17 protein-coding genes are annotated in these 19757 nt (G+C 34.7%); all 17 read left to right on the top strand.

Going from position 1 to position 19757, the window contains the following annotated elements:
• The first annotated feature begins 68 nt into the window (after positions 1–68).
• The 17 genes from ABUE30_RS05530 to ABUE30_RS05450 all read left to right on the top strand — a co-directional run bounded on the left by ABUE30_RS05530 (position 69) and on the right by ABUE30_RS05450 (position 19234).
• Positions 69–1052 carry a Wzz/FepE/Etk N-terminal domain-containing protein gene (locus ABUE30_RS05530; protein ID WP_408622717.1) on the top strand — a complete coding sequence of 328 codons (984 nt, stop codon included), beginning with the start codon at positions 69–71 and terminating at the stop codon, positions 1050–1052.
• Positions 1036–1989, top strand: coding sequence for an FAD-binding oxidoreductase (locus tag ABUE30_RS05525; RefSeq protein WP_408622716.1), 954 nt, complete (start codon positions 1036–1038; stop codon positions 1987–1989). The genes ABUE30_RS05530 and ABUE30_RS05525 overlap by 17 nt, the downstream gene beginning before the upstream one ends.
• Before the next feature lie 15 nt (positions 1990–2004).
• Entirely contained in the window at positions 2005–2778 is a 774-nt protein-coding gene (gene rfbF / locus ABUE30_RS05520; RefSeq protein ID WP_408622715.1) for a glucose-1-phosphate cytidylyltransferase, read from the top strand.
• A 2-nt stretch (positions 2779–2780) separates the two neighbouring features.
• Positions 2781–3866 (top strand): CDP-glucose 4,6-dehydratase, encoded by a 1086-nt coding sequence (rfbG, locus tag ABUE30_RS05515; protein ID WP_408622714.1) that lies wholly within the window; start codon positions 2781–2783, stop codon positions 3864–3866.
• Positions 3863–5176, top strand: coding sequence for a lipopolysaccharide biosynthesis protein RfbH (gene rfbH, locus ABUE30_RS05510; RefSeq protein WP_408622713.1), 1314 nt, complete (start codon positions 3863–3865; stop codon positions 5174–5176). Before rfbG ends, rfbH begins: the two co-directional genes overlap by 4 nt.
• Before the next feature lies 1 nt (position 5177).
• Complete coding sequence (locus ABUE30_RS05505; RefSeq protein ID WP_408622711.1) at positions 5178–6053, top strand: NAD-dependent epimerase/dehydratase family protein; 876 nt, start codon at positions 5178–5180, stop codon at positions 6051–6053.
• Positions 6050–7069 carry a GDP-mannose 4,6-dehydratase gene (locus tag ABUE30_RS05500; RefSeq protein ID WP_408622710.1) on the top strand — a complete coding sequence of 340 codons (1020 nt, stop codon included), beginning with the start codon at positions 6050–6052 and terminating at the stop codon, positions 7067–7069. Before ABUE30_RS05505 ends, ABUE30_RS05500 begins: the two co-directional genes overlap by 4 nt.
• The gene (locus tag ABUE30_RS05495; RefSeq protein ID WP_408622709.1) at positions 7066–8346 is read left to right on the top strand and encodes a lipopolysaccharide biosynthesis protein; all 1281 of its coding nucleotides are present in this window, start codon (positions 7066–7068) and stop codon (positions 8344–8346) included. The genes ABUE30_RS05500 and ABUE30_RS05495 overlap by 4 nt, the downstream gene beginning before the upstream one ends.
• Positions 8315–9451 (top strand): glycosyltransferase, encoded by a 1137-nt coding sequence (locus ABUE30_RS05490; protein WP_408622708.1) that lies wholly within the window; start codon positions 8315–8317, stop codon positions 9449–9451. The genes ABUE30_RS05495 and ABUE30_RS05490 overlap by 32 nt, the downstream gene beginning before the upstream one ends.
• A 177-nt stretch (positions 9452–9628) precedes the next feature.
• The gene (locus tag ABUE30_RS05485; RefSeq protein ID WP_408622707.1) at positions 9629–11245 is read left to right on the top strand and encodes an aldolase catalytic domain-containing protein; all 1617 of its coding nucleotides are present in this window, start codon (positions 9629–9631) and stop codon (positions 11243–11245) included.
• A 4-nt stretch (positions 11246–11249) separates the two neighbouring features.
• Positions 11250–11939, top strand: a complete 690-nt coding sequence (locus tag ABUE30_RS05480) for an acylneuraminate cytidylyltransferase family protein (RefSeq protein ID WP_408622705.1) — start codon at positions 11250–11252, stop codon at positions 11937–11939.
• Positions 11936–12607, top strand: a complete 672-nt coding sequence (locus ABUE30_RS05475) for an HAD family hydrolase (RefSeq protein ID WP_408622704.1) — start codon at positions 11936–11938, stop codon at positions 12605–12607. Before ABUE30_RS05480 ends, ABUE30_RS05475 begins: the two co-directional genes overlap by 4 nt.
• 53 nt (positions 12608–12660) lie before the next feature.
• Entirely contained in the window at positions 12661–13506 is an 846-nt protein-coding gene (locus tag ABUE30_RS05470) for a 6-hydroxymethylpterin diphosphokinase MptE-like protein (RefSeq protein ID WP_408622702.1), read from the top strand.
• Positions 13507–14073: 567 nt separating this feature from the next.
• Positions 14074–14517, top strand: coding sequence for a hypothetical protein (locus ABUE30_RS05465; protein ID WP_408622701.1), 444 nt, complete (start codon positions 14074–14076; stop codon positions 14515–14517).
• 307 nt (positions 14518–14824) lie between these two features.
• Positions 14825–16126 (top strand): glycosyltransferase family 4 protein, encoded by a 1302-nt coding sequence (locus ABUE30_RS05460; RefSeq protein ID WP_408622699.1) that lies wholly within the window; start codon positions 14825–14827, stop codon positions 16124–16126.
• Between the two features lies 1 nt (position 16127).
• Positions 16128–17942, top strand: a complete 1815-nt coding sequence (gene asnB / locus ABUE30_RS05455; RefSeq protein WP_408622698.1) for an asparagine synthase (glutamine-hydrolyzing) — start codon at positions 16128–16130, stop codon at positions 17940–17942.
• The gene (locus ABUE30_RS05450; RefSeq protein ID WP_408622697.1) at positions 17939–19234 is read left to right on the top strand and encodes a glycosyltransferase family 4 protein; all 1296 of its coding nucleotides are present in this window, start codon (positions 17939–17941) and stop codon (positions 19232–19234) included. Before asnB ends, ABUE30_RS05450 begins: the two co-directional genes overlap by 4 nt.
• Positions 19235–19757: the final 523 nt, after the last annotated feature.

The following is a 19757-nucleotide window of genomic DNA, read 5'->3' as shown; positions in this document are numbered from 1 at the left end:
TCTCTTATTCATGTCGCCCGAATCACATTAAGTGGAATTCGGGTACTCGCTTTAATAGTGGTATATCAATGACCGAAACACCTAATCAACAACAAACACCCCAATACCCACCGCCTAGCTATTATTACCCGATGCCGCAAGTGGCAGATGATGAAATTGACTTGCGTGAATTATTTGCTGTTATTTGGCACGGTAAATGGTGGATCATTGCTTTTGCTTTAGTGTTTGGCATCGGTGGGGTTATTTATGCCAAATTACAACCGAATATTTATCAATCGCAAGTACTTATTGCACCAGCTGACAATAGTCAAGCGAGCCAACTTGCTGGTCTAGCCAGCCAATTTGGTGGTTTAGCCTCACTAGCTGGGGTCAATTTGGGTAGCGGGGGGAGCAATAAAACCATCTTGGCCTTGCAAGTACTGCAGTCACGCAAATTTATCGGTGATTTTATCACTCGCCACCATCTATTGCCCGAGCTGATGGCAACCAAAGGTTGGGATAAAAAGACCGAACAACTTAAATATAATACAAGCCTATATAATCCCAAAACCAAGCAATGGCTGAGCGATGATGAGAAGAGTTTAAAGCCAACCCGCTTAGATGCTACACAATATTTTCTTAAAAAAATATTATCTGTAGATACTGATACCAAAACGAATATGACGACAGTTAGTATTAACTATTACTCGCCTAATATAGCCCAGCAATGGGCTACTTGGCTCATTAGCGATTTGAATGAAGAGATGCGCCAACAGGACATGATTGATGCACAAAATAGCATCCAGTATTTAAATAGTCAGCTCGCTCAGACGAGTTTAGCAGATAACCGCACCATGCTTTATCAGTTAATTGAGCAGCAAACCAAAACACTCATGCTCACCAAAGTGCGTAAAGAATATGCATTTAAAACAATTGATCCGGCTGTCGTCGCAGAAAATCCAAGTAAACCCAAACGCAAACTGATAGTCGTTATTGCGGTTATTTTGGGCGGCATATTGGGTGTTTTTTTTATCTTCATTAAACAGTTTATTCGTAATGACAAAAACCATTAAATTAATCCCTTCAGATGTTAAATTCAGCGTTAAAAAGGGTGAAACACTGTTAAGCGCTGCGTTACGCCAACAGATCCCATTAAGCCATAGCTGTAAAACGGGGCGGTGTAACAGTTGCCAGGCCATTGCAGTGGAAAATGGTCAAGAGAAAGTAGTACTGACTTGTCAATATCAACCCGTGAGTGATGTAGATCTAATTGCGGATTACTTTCCGCAGTTAGTTGGCATTGAAGAAAAACTGATTCCCTGCAAGGTGACTGACTATCAGCTAATTAATGATCATGTACTCGTGCTTTATCTACGAACGCCGCCTAATCAGCCTTTAAACTATTTAGCTGGGCAATATATCGATTTATCATTGGATGGTGTGAGCCGCAGTTACTCGCTAGCATCGCTCCCTTGTGATGGACAGCTTGAACTGCACATTAAGCGGGTTGAACACGGGGTCATGAGCCATCAATTATTGACTCAGATCCGGCAAAATCTGTTAATGCGACTACATGGCCCAAAAGGGACCTTTTTTATTCGTGACTTAAACCACTCTGGACCAATAGTGTTTTTGGCAACAGGAACCGGATTTGCACCAGTAAAGGCGATGTTAAAGCAGCTCTTTTTAGAGCACTATACGGGTGACATTTATCTATTTTGGGGAAATCGTCATCTGAGTGATGTTTACGATGAATCACCGCAGCAGTGGCAAGCGTTCAATCCGAATTTTCATTATGTACCTGTCGTTTCACAAGAAAGCGCTTTGCAACCAGCCGTGCAAGGGTATGTACAGCAAGTTGCGGTGCAGCAGTTACATGATTTTTCGAGTGCACATGTTTATGCCTGTGGCTCAGCGAATATGATAGCTAGCGCCGCCAAGTTACTGGTGCAACATGGGCTAGCCGTAACGCACTTTTATTCTGATGCATTTGTCGCATCAACTAATTAGTACACTGGAGTAACGATGAAAGCAGTGATTTTAGCCGGTGGTTTAGGAACTCGGCTCAGTGAAGAGACGGTAACAAAACCAAAACCAATGGTCGAAATTGGTGGTAAACCCATGTTATGGCATATCATGAAGATGTATTCTTACTATGGTGTCAATGACTTTATTATCTGTTGTGGCTATAAAGGCTATTTTATCAAAGAGTATTTTGCGAACTACTTTATGCATATGTCTGATATTACCTTTGATATGTCTAAAAATGAGATGTGTGTCCACCATAAACGGGCAGAGCCTTGGAAAGTTACCCTAGTTGATACCGGGGAGCATTCAATGACAGGCGGGCGCCTGCGCCGAGTGCGGGAGTATCTAGAAGATGAATCGGAATTTTTCTTTACCTATGGCGATGGGGTAGCGGATGTTGATATTGCTAAAAGCTTAGAGTTTCATCGTAATCATGGCAAATTAGCGACCTTAACGGCAACGTATCCCCCTGGGCGGTTTGGGGCATTGAAAATTGAGCAAAATTCGGTGCAGTCGTTTCAAGAAAAACCACGCGGCGATGGGGGGATGATCAACGGTGGCTTTTTTGTACTCTCCCCTAAAGTGATTAATCTCATTGATAGTGATCAAACCATATGGGAACAACAACCACTCAACCAACTGGCTGCTGATGGTGAGTTGATGGCGTTTCAACATGAAGGATTTTGGCAACCAATGGATACACTGCGTGATAAGGTTAAGCTTGAAGAGTTATGGGAAAATCAGCAAGCCCCTTGGAAAGTGTGGGAATAATCATGCCAACACCATCATTTTGGAACAATAAAAAAGTCTTTTTAACGGGTCATACCGGGTTTAAAGGAAGCTGGTTAACACTTTGGTTAGCTTCTATGGGCGCTAAAGTGAAAGGGTTTGCACTCGAGCCTCCAACCACGCCAAGTTTGTTTAAACAAGCAAACATCGAGCAGCTATGTGATAGCCACCAAATTGGTGATATTCGTGACGCAGCTCTGCTGCGAGAGGCGCTGCAAAGCTATCAGCCAGATATTGTGATTCATATGGCTGCTCAGCCCTTAGTGCGTTATTCCTATGATCATCCCATCGAAACCTATCAAACCAATGTGATGGGAACCGTTCATCTGCTTGATGCTATCCGCCATGCCGGCAGCGTGCGGGCAGTGGTGTGTGTGACCAGCGATAAGTGCTATGAAAATAACGAGTGGGTTTGGGGGTATCGCGAAGTTGACCCCATGGGCGGCTACGACCCCTATTCCAATAGTAAAGGGTGTTCAGAATTGGTCACTAGTGCTTATCGCAACTCTTATTTTAATGGCGTTGATCATCATCGCCATGGGGTTGCAGTGGCATCTGTGCGCGCGGGCAATGTGATTGGTGGGGGGGATTGGGCGGTTGATCGATTAATTCCAGATATTCTCAAAGGGTTTGAGCAAAAACAAACCGTACAAATTCGTAATCCATATGCCATTCGCCCTTGGCAGCACGTACTAGAGCCATTGGCCGGATATCTGATGGTCGCTGAGCAGCTGTTTAGCCAAGGCGCTGAATTTAATGGTGGCTGGAATTTTGGGCCACACAGCAGTGATGCGCAGCCTGTCGATTACATTGTCAAAGAGTTAGCCCATTTATGGGGTGATGAGGCCAAATGGAATATTGAAGCCGGCCAGCACCCCCATGAAGCACATTATCTGAAATTGGATTGCTCCAAAGCAAACCAATTGTTGAATTGGCACCCTCGCTGGACTCTGCCCACAACGCTTACCCAAATAGTGGCTTGGCATAAAGCCTGGTTAGCAAATCAAGATATGCAGCACTATAGCCTGGATGAAATAAAACGATATACCGAGACCAAGGATTACCGATGACAGAGCAAGAATTACGGACCCAAATTGCTGAGTTAGTCAGCCAATATGCCCAGCAGAAATATCAGCCGAAAGCATTTCAACCAGGAACAGATGTGGTGCCGCCATCGGGTAAAGTACTCGATCAGAGTGAATTACAACATATGGTTGACGCTTCTTTAGATGGCTGGTTAACCACGGGGCGGTTTAATCATCAATTTGAACAAAAATTGGGTGAATTTTTAGGTGTGCGGCATGTATTAACAACCACATCAGGCTCATCGGCCAACTTGTTGGCGTTAACAGCACTGACCTCTCCTAAGTTAAAAGAGCGCGCACTCAAGCCCGGAGATGAAGTGATCACGGTCGCTGCGGGGTTCCCCACGACGGTTAACCCGATCATTCAAAATGGACTGGTGCCTGTTTTTGTTGATGTGGACATTCCAACTTATAATGTCGATGCAAGCTTAATTGAGGCTGCGGTGTCTGACAAAACGAAAGCGATTATGATTGCTCACACCTTAGGTAATTCATTTAACTTAGCAGAAGTGAAACGAATTGCTGACAAATATAAGTTATGGCTAGTAGAAGATTGCTGCGATGCACTAGGTACGCGTTATGATGGCAAATTAGTGGGGACATTTGGTGATATTGCAACTGTAAGCTTTTACCCGGCCCATCATATTACCATGGGGGAGGGTGGTGCTGTGTTTACTCAATCAGCCAAACTAAAAACCTTACTTGAGTCGTTCCGTGATTGGGGGCGAGATTGCTATTGTGAACCTGGGTGTGACAATACTTGTGGCAAACGCTTTTGCCAACAGTTAGGTTCGCTGCCGTTTGGCTATGATCATAAATATACCTATTCACATCTGGGCTATAATTTAAAAATCACAGATATGCAGGCTGCTTGCGGTGTCGCGCAGCTCGACAAGCTACCAAGTTTTATTGAAACGCGTAAAGCTAATTTTGACTATCTCAAAAATGGTCTACAAAGTTGCGCTGAGTTTATTGAGCTACCAGAAGCCACTGATCACTCAGAACCATCTTGGTTCGGTTTTCCCATTACGCTAAAAGAAACGGCTGGTGTAACACGTGTACAACTTATTCAATTTTTAGATGAAGCTAAAATTGGGACGCGGTTACTATTTGCTGGTAATTTAACGCGCCAACCTTATTTTTCAAATGTTAACTATCGTGTAGTCGGAGAGTTAACCAATACCGACCGGATCATGAATCAAACCTTTTGGATTGGTATTTATCCAGGGCTTAATCAGAACCATTTAGATTATGTGATTGAGAAATTTGAAGAATTTTTTGGATTAAATTTTTAGTATGCCAACAATTGTCATCAGCGGAGTAACTGGGTTTCTCGGTAGCCATTTAGCCCGTTTTTTTATCGCCCAAGGTCATACCGTCTATGGCATCAAACGACGCCATTCTTCCCTGGATAAACTTAAAGGCATTTCATCTGCCATTCGATTTATTGATGCAGATATCGACAACTGGCAGGAACAAGTACGACGGGCTGTACCAGAAATAATGATTCATACTGCTTGCAGTTATGGGCGACATGGTGAATCGTTAAGTTCGTTGCTGCAAACAAATATTGTGTTTGCAACTCAATTACTTGAAGTCGCGATAGAATCTCAAGCGAGTTGTTTTGTCAATGCTGATTCAGCATTAAATCCTTCAGTTAGCTCTTATGCTTTAAGTAAACTGCAGTTTAAGCAGTGGGGAGAACGTCTTCAAGATAAGATCCAATTTATAAATTTGCGAATTGAACATATGTATGGCGTAGGTGATGATGATTATAAATTTGTAAAATGGTTGATAACTCAAATTGCAAATGATGTTCGCTCAGTGCCATTAACAAGTGGTATTCAGCAGCGAGATTTTATCTATATTGAGGATGTGGTTTCAGCATTTGATATTGTATTAAAACATAAGAATGAGCTTCCAAACTATATCGAAATAGATATAGCGAGTGGTGAACTTATTACAGTCAAGGACTTTATTAATCAAATCATATCAGCTTATAATTTAATGTATCCACCTTCTAATACAGTCTTGAATTTTGGAGCTGTCGCCTATCGTGACAATGAGATGATGGTACCAAATGTAGATGCTAGTTATATAAAAGAACTGGGGTGGAGAGCTAAGACCAATTATAAAGAAGGCATTAAAAAGTTATTAGAGGAATTAAAATGAAATATTTAATTACAGGTGGGTGTGGTTTTTTAGGTTCAAATATAGCATCTAGATTATTAACTAATGGTGAAGATGTTGTAATATTTGATAGTTTATATCGTCTTGGCAGTTATCAAAATTTAGAATGGCTTAAAACTATTGGTGATTTTCAATTTATTCATGCCGACATTCGTAATGCCAACGACGTTGAACGTACAATAAAAGTTATTAAACCGGATGTAATTTTTCATTTAGCCGGCCAAGTTGCCATGACAACATCAATAGCCGATCCACGAATGGATTTTGAAGTGAATGCAATGGGAAGTTTCAACTTACTGAATGCTGTTCGTCAGTTTTCTCCAGACAGCACGATCGTTTATTCATCGACTAACAAAGTTTATGGTGACTTAGAACAGTTCACTTATGAAGAGACAGAAACTCGATATCAATGTATTGAAAAACCGAATGGTTTTGATGAATCAGTAAATTTAGATTTTCATTCGCCATATGGCACTTCAAAAGGGTGTGCAGATCAATATATGCTAGATTTTCATCGAATCTATGGGCTGAAAACAGTTGTATTTCGTCACTCGTCTATGTTCGGTGGGCGTCAGTTTGCTACCTATGATCAGGGCTGGGTTGGCTGGTTTATTCAAAAAGCTATCGAAATTAAAAAAGGTGAGGGAAATGAGCCATTTACTATTTCAGGAAACGGAAAACAAGTAAGAGATCTATTATTTGCTAGTGACTGTGTCAATTTATATTTAATGGCTAGCAAGAACATTGAACAAACGAAAGGCCAATCGTTTAATATTGGTGGTGGTATCGAAAATTCCTCATCTTTGTTAGAGTTATTTCATTTCTTGGAACAAGAATTAGATATCAAAATGGTCTACAAACAGCTTCCTCCAAGGGAAAGTGATCAACTCGTCTTCGTAGCTGATAGTGCAAAGGCTAAATCGATGATTGGTTGGTCATCAAAAGTAGATAAAGTGATAGGCATTAAAAATATGATTGAATGGGTTTCTGAAAGTTGAAGACTGCCGAAGTAAAGCAAAGATTTATCAAACTTTTTAGTGTTAATCTTATAGTAAAAGGAGCTAGTTTTTTACTTCTTCCTGTTTACTTAAATCTCATGTCTCAAGAAGAATTTGGCAATTACAGTTACATTATCTCCATTGTAGGAATGATGGCATTTGTTTTCGGTATTGGGCAACATGCAACATTAAATCGTTTTTATCATAGTAGTGAATATACAAGAGATGCATTGGTAGAGAATGTTCATTTGATATTATTTACTTCTTTTCTTTTTTTTGGATTTTTTATAATCCTCTTCAAAAGCTATTTCATAGAACTTTTTTTAAAACATGTTATTAGTGATGTTGTTTTTTATAGCATGTTGATTCTCGCAATGTTAACTGCCTTAAATCAAATATTGATGTCATTTTTATATCAATCAGAAAATATAAAATTGATACAGAGGAAAAGTATAGTTGAGTTTTTTATTATTAATGTATCTTCACTGTGTCTTTTATATTTCGTTTCTTTACCGAAAAGTGAGCTAAGAATTTTAGCAGTGTCAGTTAGTTATGTAATGATTCTAGCTTTCTATTATCGTTTTTTTTTAAAAAAACATAATTTTAAATTTAAAAATAGTACTATCGCATTTTATAAAAGAGGAATTAGTAATGGCTTTCCGATGGCTGTAGGGAGTCTTTCGGTTTTTTTTATAAACTTTGGTGATCGATTTGTAATAGAAAAAAAATTAGATAATTCTCTACTAGGAGTTTTCAGTTTCGCTATGGTAATTATTGGCATTTTAATGCTAGTATTTCAGTCTTTTCAAAATGTATGGTTACCATATTTTTTTAAGGAAAAAAATCTAGATCTATCATTTCAGAGAGCCTATAAAATTATTTTAATTTTTTTTGGGGTGTCTGTTATAATGGGTATAAGTTTTTATGGACTAGTATATATTTTGGCAAACTATTTCATCGATCATTCATATATAAAGTCTTTAGGTTTTTTATGGCTCTTAGTCTTTGCATCATTTTTTCAGATAGCAGGGATGACAATAGCTGGATTTTATCAGATCTTTGAAAAGAACCATATTGTTGTGCCAATTAATATATTGGCAGGAATTATTAATATCTTTATGAACTATTATTTTATAGAGCGCTACGGAATTTTAGGATCTGCACTCTCAACTGTTCTTATATCAGTTATGCTTTTTTTCGTGCACTTTTACTTGGTGAATTTTTATAGGAAAAGAGGAAATTACGGTGAGTATTTCACAAAATATAAAATCCAATAAATTCATCACTAAAATTAAAAAGATCAAAGAATATATTATAAGGATGATGCAAATATCAAATCCTTATAAAATATATTTTCCATACAAAACCAATTTAATTCATCCCGCTTTTGATAAATTAAAAAATAATCCACCTATAAAGTATTCTAATAGAAAAAATGCCCATCTATTACATTTAGTTATGGGGGGGAGTAAAAAAGATCTAGAAAGAAACTATATATTAGAAATAATTGATCATGCATTTTCTATTATTGCTTCTTATGAAGTATTTATTAGGGAGCCGGTTGAGTACTACAATAGACGCGAAAAAATCAAAGAGCTGTATTTAAGTGCTAAAATAAAGAAAATCATTTTTATTTCAAATGGTCAAAGAGAAATTTTCAAATATTATTTTCCTCATAATGAAATTTTAGATAAGTCTGTAGTGATGCCTCTTCCGTGGAAAGATAATATAAAAATTGGTAAAAAGGAAAAGACTGAATCAATAGGGTTTTTATTTATCGCTTCAAATTTCCATACAAAAGGAGTGGCTATAGTACTTAAAGCATGGGAAAATTTTAGATATTTAGATAGAACTAATGCAACATTAACATTAGTTAGTCATGACATACCTAAAGAGGTGGAAAATAAACTACATGAAAGTATCAAATTAGTTAAGCAGGCCCCATTATCAAGCGAATTAAAGAACAAACTCTACAAAAATTCAGATGTGGTTTTGGCATTAACGTTAACTGATGGAATAACTGCTATTGAAGGCACTTCTTATGGAAAGCCAATTATCATTTATAGAACACAACATTCAAAAGATTTTATAGATAACGAAAATGGTGTGGAGATAGATGTTCCCATTAATGTATATGATGTGGAAAAATACGGCATAGTTTGGAAAACAAAAAAAGAATTTGATGAGGTAGTTAAGAAGTATATAAAAAATGGTGCTTTTGATAGTACAATAGATGGGCTTGTAAATACTTTTAGTATATATAGCGAAGATAGAGAGTTGTTAGAAAAACAAACGAAAAATGCGATAGAAAAATACTATAAAGACTATACTATAGAAAATAGAAATAAGAAACTTTTAGAAATTTATAATAATGTTAAATGAATTTTTATAAAAACTATATCTTATAATTTAATGTTACTTGTTAATTTAAATATTAAATTTAGTTTGTGCAAGAAAATAATAAGAATAAATCTCTAAACTTAACTTTTTAATAAATAATTACAGTTTTTCGATAGTTATAGAAAAATTTAAAATAAATTTGTATGGAATAGAGGATCTATGGTCAAAAACAAAGTAATCCATTTAGACTGCACACTCCGTGATGGTGGTTATTATAATGATTGGGATTTTTCGATCGCATTAGTTTCAGAATATTTACAGGCCATGGCTGCATTACAGGTAGACTTTGTCGAAATTGGTTTGCGCAGTCTTAAAAATGAAGGTTTTAAAGGTGGCTTTGCTTTCAGTACTGATTCGTTTTTAAGCAGTTTGCCGATACCTACAGAGCTTAGTGATAAGATAGCTGTCATGATTAACGGTGCAGAGTTGATTAATAACCAAAAAGAAACACTGTCTAAGCTTTTTGGACCTAAATTACAATCTCCGGTGTCATTAGTGCGTATCGCTTGTCATGTGCATGAGTTTGAAGCCTGTTTATCGGCAGCAAACTGGCTTAAGGAGCAGGGATATCTGGTTGGCTTTAATCTAATGCAGGTTGCAGACCGTTCGTATGAGCAGATGACGTCGTTAGCTCGGAAGGCTAATAATTATCCAATTGATGTCTTGTATTTTGCTGACTCGATGGGTAGTCTATCACCGAAAGATATGTCTAGTATCATTCAAGCCTTTCAAGCAGGCTGGAAAGGCGCATTGGGTATTCATACCCATGACAATATGGGGCAAGCGGTCGCCAATACGCTACAAGCCATTCGTAATGGTGTTATCTGGGTGGATTCGACCGTTACTGGTATGGGGCGAGGCCCTGGAAATGCGCAAACAGAATATCTTGCGATGGCGTTAGCTCCTTATCGACCTTTCAATGGTAATCCCACTAAGCTATTTGAATTGATTCACAAACGCTTTAAATCGCTACAAGTTCAATATGGTTGGGGTACTAATCCTTATTATTATATGGCAGGACAATTTGGCATTCATCCAACTTACATCCAAGAAATGCTCCAAGACTCACGCTATAGTGATGAAGATATTATTGCTGTGATTGAGTATCTCAAAGTAGAGGGTGGAAAAAAATTTAGCTTAAACACGCTTGAAGCAGCCCGTCATTTCTATTCAGGCGAACCGCGTGGTACTTGGTCGCCCAAAACCATCATAAAAGGGCGCGATGTATTAATCGTTGGAACTGGGCCTGGTGTTGTGAAATATTGCTCAGCTATAGAGGCATTTATTGAACAGTATCATCCTTACGTGATCGCACTCAATACGCAAAAAGCTTTACGTGAAGAGCTTATTAATGCTCGAGCCGCCTGTCACCCTGTGCGTTTACTTGCTGATTGTCAGGAACATCTTACTTTACAACAGCCATTAATTACACCTGCTTCAATGTTGCCTGAGGAAATTAAACAAGCCCTTAGTGTTAAGAAATTACTAGATTTTGGTGTTTCCATTAATAATACTGGCTTTGAGTTTTTCGATAATTATGCTCAATTGCCAACTTCTTTGGTAATGGCATATAGTCTTGCTATTGCTACATGTGGACAAGCAAAACGTATTTTTCTGGTTGGGTTTGATGGCTATCCTGATGGTGATCCGCGAAACAACGAGTCAGAAAGTATAGTTAAAGAATATCTTTCGTCGAATTGTCCGCTTGAATTAATTAGTTTAACACCAACACGCTATCACATGAAAAAACAAAGTTTATTTGGTATGCAGAAATAAAGCTATGAAAAAAGTTAATGTTTTTTTACCTTGCAGGAAAGGTAGTGAACGGGTTCCCCAGAAAAATATTAAGTCATTCGGGGGGTTCAAAAATGGTCTTATTGAAATTAAATTAAAGCAACTAATTAATTCAAAGTATATAGATATTATCTATTTGACTACTAACGATGATGAAATTCTTGATTATGCTAAGAGTTTAAATAATCAAAAAATTATATTACACAAACGCCTCGAAGAACTTTCATCAAGTCAAACAAGTACTGATGATCTTGTTGCACACGCCCTAGATCTAATAAAAGAAGGAGATATTTTATGGACGCATGTTACATCGCCTTTTTTAACAGCTGATGTTTATGATCAAATTATTGAAAAATATTTTTCTGAACAGAAAAATGGTTATGATTCGCTTATGACCACCAATTTAATGCATGGTTTTTTTTGGAATAAAAGAAATCCAATAAACTATGATAGATCAATAGAAAAGTGGCCAAGAACACAAACGATTGAACCAATTTATGAAATTAATAGCGCAGTATTTCTTACTAATGCAAAAATTTATCAATCTTTAAATGATCGAATTGGAAGAATTCCTTATTTGTATCCATTAGATAAAATTCAAGGCTTTGATATCGACTGGCAAGATGATTTTAATATTGCTCAAGCTATTATACGATCAGGTTTAGTATCTTTATGATGATAAAAAAAAATATAGCAGATTATAAAACCATCGTATTTGACTGTGATGGTGTGGTTTTTAACTCTAATAAAGTAAAGACTCAATCTTTTTACGATGTTGCAAAAGTGTATGGCCATGAACCAGCGAAAGCACTAAAAGATTATCATGTACAAAACGGTGGTATCTCACGCTATGCCAAATTTAAATATCTCTTTACAGATATCTTAAAAAAGCCTATTAACCAAAATGAGTTAATACAATTGTTGGATAACTTTGCGTGCGAAGTAAAAAATGCTTTGATGAACTGCGAAGTGGCAGATGGCTTAGAAGAATTACGAGAGAAAACTCAACACTCCAACTGGCTCATTGTCTCAGGTGGTGACCAGCAAGAATTGCGCGAACTCTTTAAAGTCCGTAGTCTAGACCATTACTTCGACGGTGGGATTTTCGGCAGTCCTGACACCAAGGAAACTATTCTAACGCGAGAAATTGAAAGCGGCAATATCATCCAATCTGCCCTATATATAGGTGATAGCCTATATGACTACCAATCAGCTCAAGCAGCAGATCTAGATTTCATTTTCTTAACACAATGGACAGAGATGAAGAACTATCGATCTTGGGCTAAAGAAATAAGAGCATTAAACTATAGGAGTATAAAAGATTTTTTTGAACATTTGTGTTAAACGTAATGAATATGTTTTTTACGTTATGACTTATTAAAAATAAGGTAATAAATGTGTGTATTTATGAAAGAAATACCAAGGAAAAAATAGATGATATTTATTTTGAAATAATAAATAAATTGCGGTGCATAAAATTTATTTACGACAGGGTATTTAAAGGTAAGCACAAGCAGCTAAAAAAAAATATAGATCTAAAAGATAATCATAAAAACAAAAGATGTTTTGTCATAGGAAATGGTCCATCAATAAATAAACAAGACTTAACTCTCCTAAAGGATGAGATAGTTTTTATGGTCAATCGCGCCTTTTTAGATTCCCGATATGAAATCATAAAACCTAAGTATCATGTGATTGTAGATCCTAAATTAGTCACCGGGGAATGGTCCATTTCATTTTTAGATGAGATAGCTAAGAAAAATCCAGATGTGACTTTTTTGTTAAATAGTGGTTGGTATAACTTAGATATTTTAAAACCATACAAAGAAAAATATAATATTTATTGGATAGATGGAAGTTTGACTATAACCCCCATGTTTTTTAATAAAAGAATCGATTTAACAAAAAGAACTTATAGTAATGCTGTCGTAGAACATGGTATTACAGCGGCTATTTACATGGGATGTGATGTAATAAATATTATGGGTGTCGATGGAAATGGTTTGTGTTATAGCTTATTGGGCAGAACAGATTCTCATTCATATGGACATAACCCAGAAGATCTAACGATGAGTTTTCAAACAATAATAAGATCACTTAATTCAATGTCTAATTCTCTTAGAAAATGGCATCATTTATTTGAATATTGTAGTAAAAATGAAATTAAACTGAATAATTTAACAAAAAGTGGAATATTAAAAATAAATAATTTATCATTTGATGAATATATTAAAGAAAAATAAAGTAAAGTTAAATGTCAAAAAGTGTATTGTAAGAAGGATAAAAAATAAACTTCACGAATTATATTTTTTCATATGAAGTTTATTTGTCTCATCTTATTTTTGATGAATATAAGAAATAATTATTCAATAAAACATCCAAATAAGTTATGAAAAAATTATTGGTGTCGTCCTGGGTATAATTATAAAAATAAAGAGTGGGATGTGCCTTATTATAAAGATGATGGGGTATATAAGATTGATCTAGAAACAGGGGATAGACACCTGATGATAAAAATCACAGATATAGTAAATAATAATAAGCTAATTGAATTTGATACATCTAATAACTAGCTTGAGCATATTATGTATAACACCAGTGGTGATCGGTTTATGTTTTTTCATAGATGGTCTACAGGTGGTGTAGATCATTCAAGAGTTTATACAGAAAATAGTCAAAATGGTGAGAATTTATTTATGTATCCAGATGTCAGATTTTATTCTCATCATTATTAGCTAGATAATAAAAGACTGTCAATTTGGACATGTTTGCCATACAACAATTAAGATTTTATTGGAAAATCTTCAAATATGATAAAAAGTATTGAACTTTTAAAAATAATTATCAAGCCATTATATAAATCTATTAAATTATTATTGTCTGATAAAGTAAAATCAAAGATATCCAATCAGTCAAAGCTTCTTGTATATAATGATAGAACTAATGATTTTAAGGTCATTGGAAACAATACTTTATTTGGGAATGGTCATCAAAGCTGGCTCAATGATAAAAGAAGGTTGTTGAATGATACTTATCAAGACAGTGAGAATTATAGACATCTTATGATTTTTGATACTAAAAAAGATACCTTTGAGTTTATAGGGAAGTTCGCTTCCGTATATAATGACAGCGGTTATAGATGTGATTTACATCCAAGGCCAAGTGGTAATGAAAAAAAGATAGTGATTGATTCAGCACATACACACAAAAGAAAGCTAATCGTTATAAATGTAGATAATTCCCAAATTTTGTGAAAAGTAATTGATTGATCTAATCCAGTATGAGATTAAAAAACACTAAAGGTTTAAGTCGTAATTTATATAATAATTTTTCATAAGTTTAGAGTTTTTTAAGTAAAAAAATATTATTAATAAATCAATAAATAGACTGATTTCAATATGATTTTATTGTTAATAGTTTCCCCCTGAAATATTCAATAGTTTACTTATTTTTCATGAAATTATTAAAAAACAATGACATGGATTTTACTTTCGAGAGAGATTTAAATATGCTAGATTTCAAGTTGAACTATATTGTATTCTTTAGTGGAGTGAGTTTTAAATGAAAATAGCTTTAATTCATTCTCATTTAAATGATCGAGGCGGTTCGCAAAGGTATGTATTAGAAATAGCAAATAATTTAAAATCCTTAGGGGTAGAGGTGGATGTTTTTTGTTACGAGTATAATGATGATTTATGTTATCCTGAATTAACTTCGCATTTAAATATTCAGAAAATATATACTCGTAAAGATAACGAAATCAAAATATCTCCAAAAAATAATTTTTTTAAAAAATATATAAAATCATTTAGTAAATATAAAATTGTTAAAAAAATAATTAATACTTTTGGAATTGATTATTTGTATTCTTTGTATTTAGTTAATAAAAGTTCAAAAAAAGTAACAGAGTTAATTATAGATAATAAAATCGAATATGATTTGCTTTTTACTCATGAAGAACCTTTGTCTGTATATGCCGCCATAAAGTATAAAAAAATAAAAAATACTCCAATTTATTGGTTTTGCTATGACACTATAGAAAAGTGGTTTCTCGAATGGAAAGAGGATCATAAAAGCTCTATTTTACGAAGGTTTTTGCTTAAAAATATTTACTTTAAATATGACAAATATATTATTAATAAATTTGTAGATAAAATAGCGGTTCTAGATGATAATATGTCAAAAAGATATCATAAATTATATGGAAAAAATCCACTCATTAGACGGGGAGGAATTCCTGAAACGATTCTTGACTATTCTAAAAAAAATAAATTTAGAGAGCGGTTTAATTTATCAGACGATATGGTTGTTATTTTCTCATTAACGAGATTTGTTAACTATAGAAGAGTACACGATATTTTTGACATGTATACGAAACTAGATGTAGATGTACAGAAAAAACTATTCATTTATATAAGTTCACCTATTACTGATAATTCATATTACGAATGGTGTATTGAAAAATACTCAGAAGTTTTTGAAAGTAAAAATGTACAAGTAAACTTGGACTTTCCAAAAAATGATGATGAAATGTATGATATGTATTTGTCCTCTGACCTTTTTGTCTTTCCAAATGAGAATCAAACTTGGGGTCATGCTCCACTTGAAGCTATGGGGTGTGGTGTAACGGCTTTAGTTTCAACAGGGTGCGGAATAAGTGAAATTATAAAAAATATTAGTTCTGAAACAGTTTTTGAAGTCAGTAATACTGTCGCGTTAACTAATATGATTGAAGATATGGTCAGAAGCAAATCATATGAAATTATATCTAAAAAACAGAAAGAGTATGTTAGGAATAATTTAACTTGGAAAAAAGTTTGTGAAAAATACGTAGACGATTTTAAAGAAATCTTAGGGAATTGAAATGTGCAGCATATATGGTAGTTTAGGAAAAAATTACAAAAATATAGAAACTATTTTTTCAAAAGAGCTGCATCATAGAGGTCCTGATGGTAGTGGCATCTATTATGATGATACTGAAAGTCTAGTCTTGGGGCATACAAGGCTTTCTATCATTGATCTTTCAAATCATGCACATCAACCAATGAGCGATGAAAGTAATAGTTGTGTGCTCGTATTCAATGGAGAGATATACAATTATAAAGAGATAAAGCAAGAGCTTATCCTTTTAGGGTACAGCTTTAGCACTAGCTCAGATACTGAAGTCGTTCTCAAAGGTTACATGCAATGGGGTGAGGAATGTGTAAAACATTTCAGAGGAATGTTTGCATTTTGTATTTATGATAAACATAAAAATGAGCTTTTTTTAGCAAGAGATAGATTTGGTATTAAGCCACTTATTTATAGTTTCTTGGACGGGCAGTTTATTTTTAGCTCTGAATTAAAGCCGTTTTTAACTTCGAATATTATCTCTAAAAAGCTTTCACTAGAGGCTATCGGTGAGTACTTTCAATATGGTTCTGTCAATCAACCAAGTACGATTTTAGATGGTGTTCATCAGCTTATGCCTGGGCATAGTATGAAAGTTAAGCTTGATAAAACTCATGAGATAAAGCGTTATTATGATTATGTAATAGAGTCGGCGAAACTGCCTAAAATAGAAAGTTATGAAGAAGCCGTAGTTAAAGTGCGAGAAGAGCTAGAGATAGCTACAAAATACCACATGGTGGCAGATGTAGACGTGGGTGCATTTCTTAGTGGAGGTGTGGATTCTACCGCAGTTGTGGCTATGATGAATCATTATAGCAGCAAACAGATAAATACTTTCAGTGTAGGCTTTAAAAGTAAAATAAATATAGAAGATGAGACTGATATAGCCTCAAGATCGGCAAAAAAACTAGGATGTAAACATCATAATATTAAAATTGATGATGCGTATATTAAAAATATTTTTGATGATTTTGTTACTAGTATCGATCAACCAAGTGTAGACGGCATAAATACATATATAGTAAGTCTTGAAACAGCAAAAGATATTAAAGTAGCTTTAAGTGGTTTAGGAGGAGATGAGATATTTGCAGGATATCCTCATTTTAAAGCTGTTAGTGAATATGCTCAGCAAAAAAGAGGATTTGTCTCTTTTTTAGGTAAAAAATTAAATCACTTACGGCCGAATAGGTTTACTAATAAATATGATTTTGTAGGAGAAGATGAAGCGGTAGCGTTATACAAGCAACGAACTATACACAAAGACTTGAGTAAGGTTTTACAAAAAAAACTACCTATTAATGATTTTCAACTCTCCACGCATCTTTCTTCACTTCAAAAAATAAGTAAAGCTGAGATAGATAAATATATGTTAAATACTTTACTTAGAGATAATGATGTGCTGAGTATGGCTCATTCCTTAGAGGTTCGTCCTATACTACTTGATCACAAGCTAGTAGAGCTTGCTTTTAGCCTAGACGATAGTTTCAAGGTGCGTAATGGGATGCTCAAATCAGTTTTTGTAGATAGTGTGAAAGATATTATCCCTGCAGAGGTATGGCAGAGAGAAAAAACAGGTTTTGAAATGCCATTTTCTAATTGGATGAATGGAGTGTTAAATGATCATTTTAAAGCAGTTGTCCATAATAAATTAGCCTCTGATATCTTTTTGCTTGATTATTTAACAGACTTAAGGAAACGAGTGATATCTAAAAAATTAAAAAGAAGTGACTGGTTGGTTTTTGTTTTTTTATGTTGGCTGGAAAAATTTCCCTTAGAGCTTCAGTTATGAATATTTTAGATACTGAAAACATTGAAGCGCAGGAGCATGATATCAATGTGCTACATATTGTTTCCGGAGATTTAAGTGGGGGGGCTGCGAGAGGGGCATATTGGCTTCACCAAGCTCTTAAAGAGCTTGGTGTGAAGTCTCACATTTTAAACACAAGCAGTAAAGATTTAAATGATAATTCAGTTTGTAGTATTTCAAATACAAAATGGAAAAGAGTTAAAAGTATACTAAGATCTTTTTTAGATCGAATATTATTGAGTTTTTATAGAAAAAGAAGTGGAACCATATTTAGTTGCGGTGTGGTCGGCTTTGATATTACCAAAACTGATATGTATAAAAATGCAGATATAATACAGCTGCATTGGGTTAATGATGGTTTTTTGAATGCCAAAATTCTTCAAAAGATTAATAAGCCTATAGTTTGGACATTGCGTGATATGTGGCCGATAACAGGAGGTTGTCATTATTCTCTGGACTGTGAATTATACACAACAGGTTGTGGTGCTTGTCCTCAGCTAGCTAGTAGTTTTCCGTTTGATTTAAGCTATTTTTTATATAGGAGAAAGTTAAAATATTTTCCAAATACTGTGCATGTTGTTGGTATTTCAAAATGGATGACTGATGTTGCAAAGAAAAGTAAAATCTTTTCTGGATGTACTTATGAAACTATTTCCAATAATGTAAATTGTTCTTACTTTAAATTTTTAGATAAAGAAAAATCGCGTCACTTGTTAGGAATAAATACATCAAAAAAGATAGTTTTATGTGGTGCTACAAATATTAATGATTTTTATAAAGGATTTTCATTTTTTTTGGAATCTTTGAAATATTTAAATGCAGATGATGTTTTTTTATGTTTTTTTGGTAAAATAGATCAAGATATAATTAAAAAAACTGGATTTGAGTTTCATGAATTCGGATACTTACACGATAATATTGCATTGAATATTGTGTATTCAATAGCAGATGTGTTTGTTGCTCCAAGTATACAAGAAGCATTTGGCAAAACATTAGTGGAATCTATGAGTTCCGGTACTCCTGTAGTTTGTTTCGATGCCACAGGGCCAATAGACATTGTTGATCATAAAGTGAATGGTTACAAAGCGAAAGCTTTCTCTTCTGAAGATTTAGCATGTGGTATTAATTGGGTGTTAAATGCTTCTACTTGTGAATTTGAGGCTTTAAGGGTTGACGGAAGAGAAAAATCCTTAAGCTGTTTTGATACTAATGTCATAGCTAAAAAATATTTAACCACTTACATGAATTTGTTGACTCCATCTAGCAATAGATAAATTTTTGTTGTACTTGCTAGGAGGACGTTGGGCTGGGTATTGTAAAATTTTAATTTATTTTGATATCTTAAATTGTAGATGACCTAGTTTCAGTTGCTTTTAGACTATTTGGACTTTTTAGTAAGGAAGTTATCTAATCAAAATTTAATTTTTATAAGAGATTTGAGTTCTTATAGGAAATAACATTGTTTTTTATACTAAGTTGACAAGATAGTACTTTCTTATCAGAACTCTCATTATCAAAAATTTATATAGCCAGGTACAGCTTTAGATATATTTAAGATGGCCACCTTTTTAATTTGCTTGTTTTGTACACTTAGAGTGGGAATTGCATCAGGTAGGGGGAATTTTTTGGGAGGGTCCTCCAACTCTTAATTAATCACTAAGACTCTATTTTCTGTATTTAGAAAATGGCTTTAGGAACCGCTAACTGGTGGGATAGTTGTCGAAAAGAGTGCCGAAATTTCTGCCTTTTGATCCGTGGAAGACGACAGATGTATACGATTTTATGTCTATAGAAGTT

This window comes from Celerinatantimonas yamalensis, from assembly GCF_046054155.1.
In the GTDB taxonomy this organism is placed as follows: domain Bacteria; phylum Pseudomonadota; class Gammaproteobacteria; order Enterobacterales; family Celerinatantimonadaceae; genus Celerinatantimonas; species Celerinatantimonas yamalensis.
This window is presented reverse-complemented; position numbering and strand designations above follow the sequence as displayed.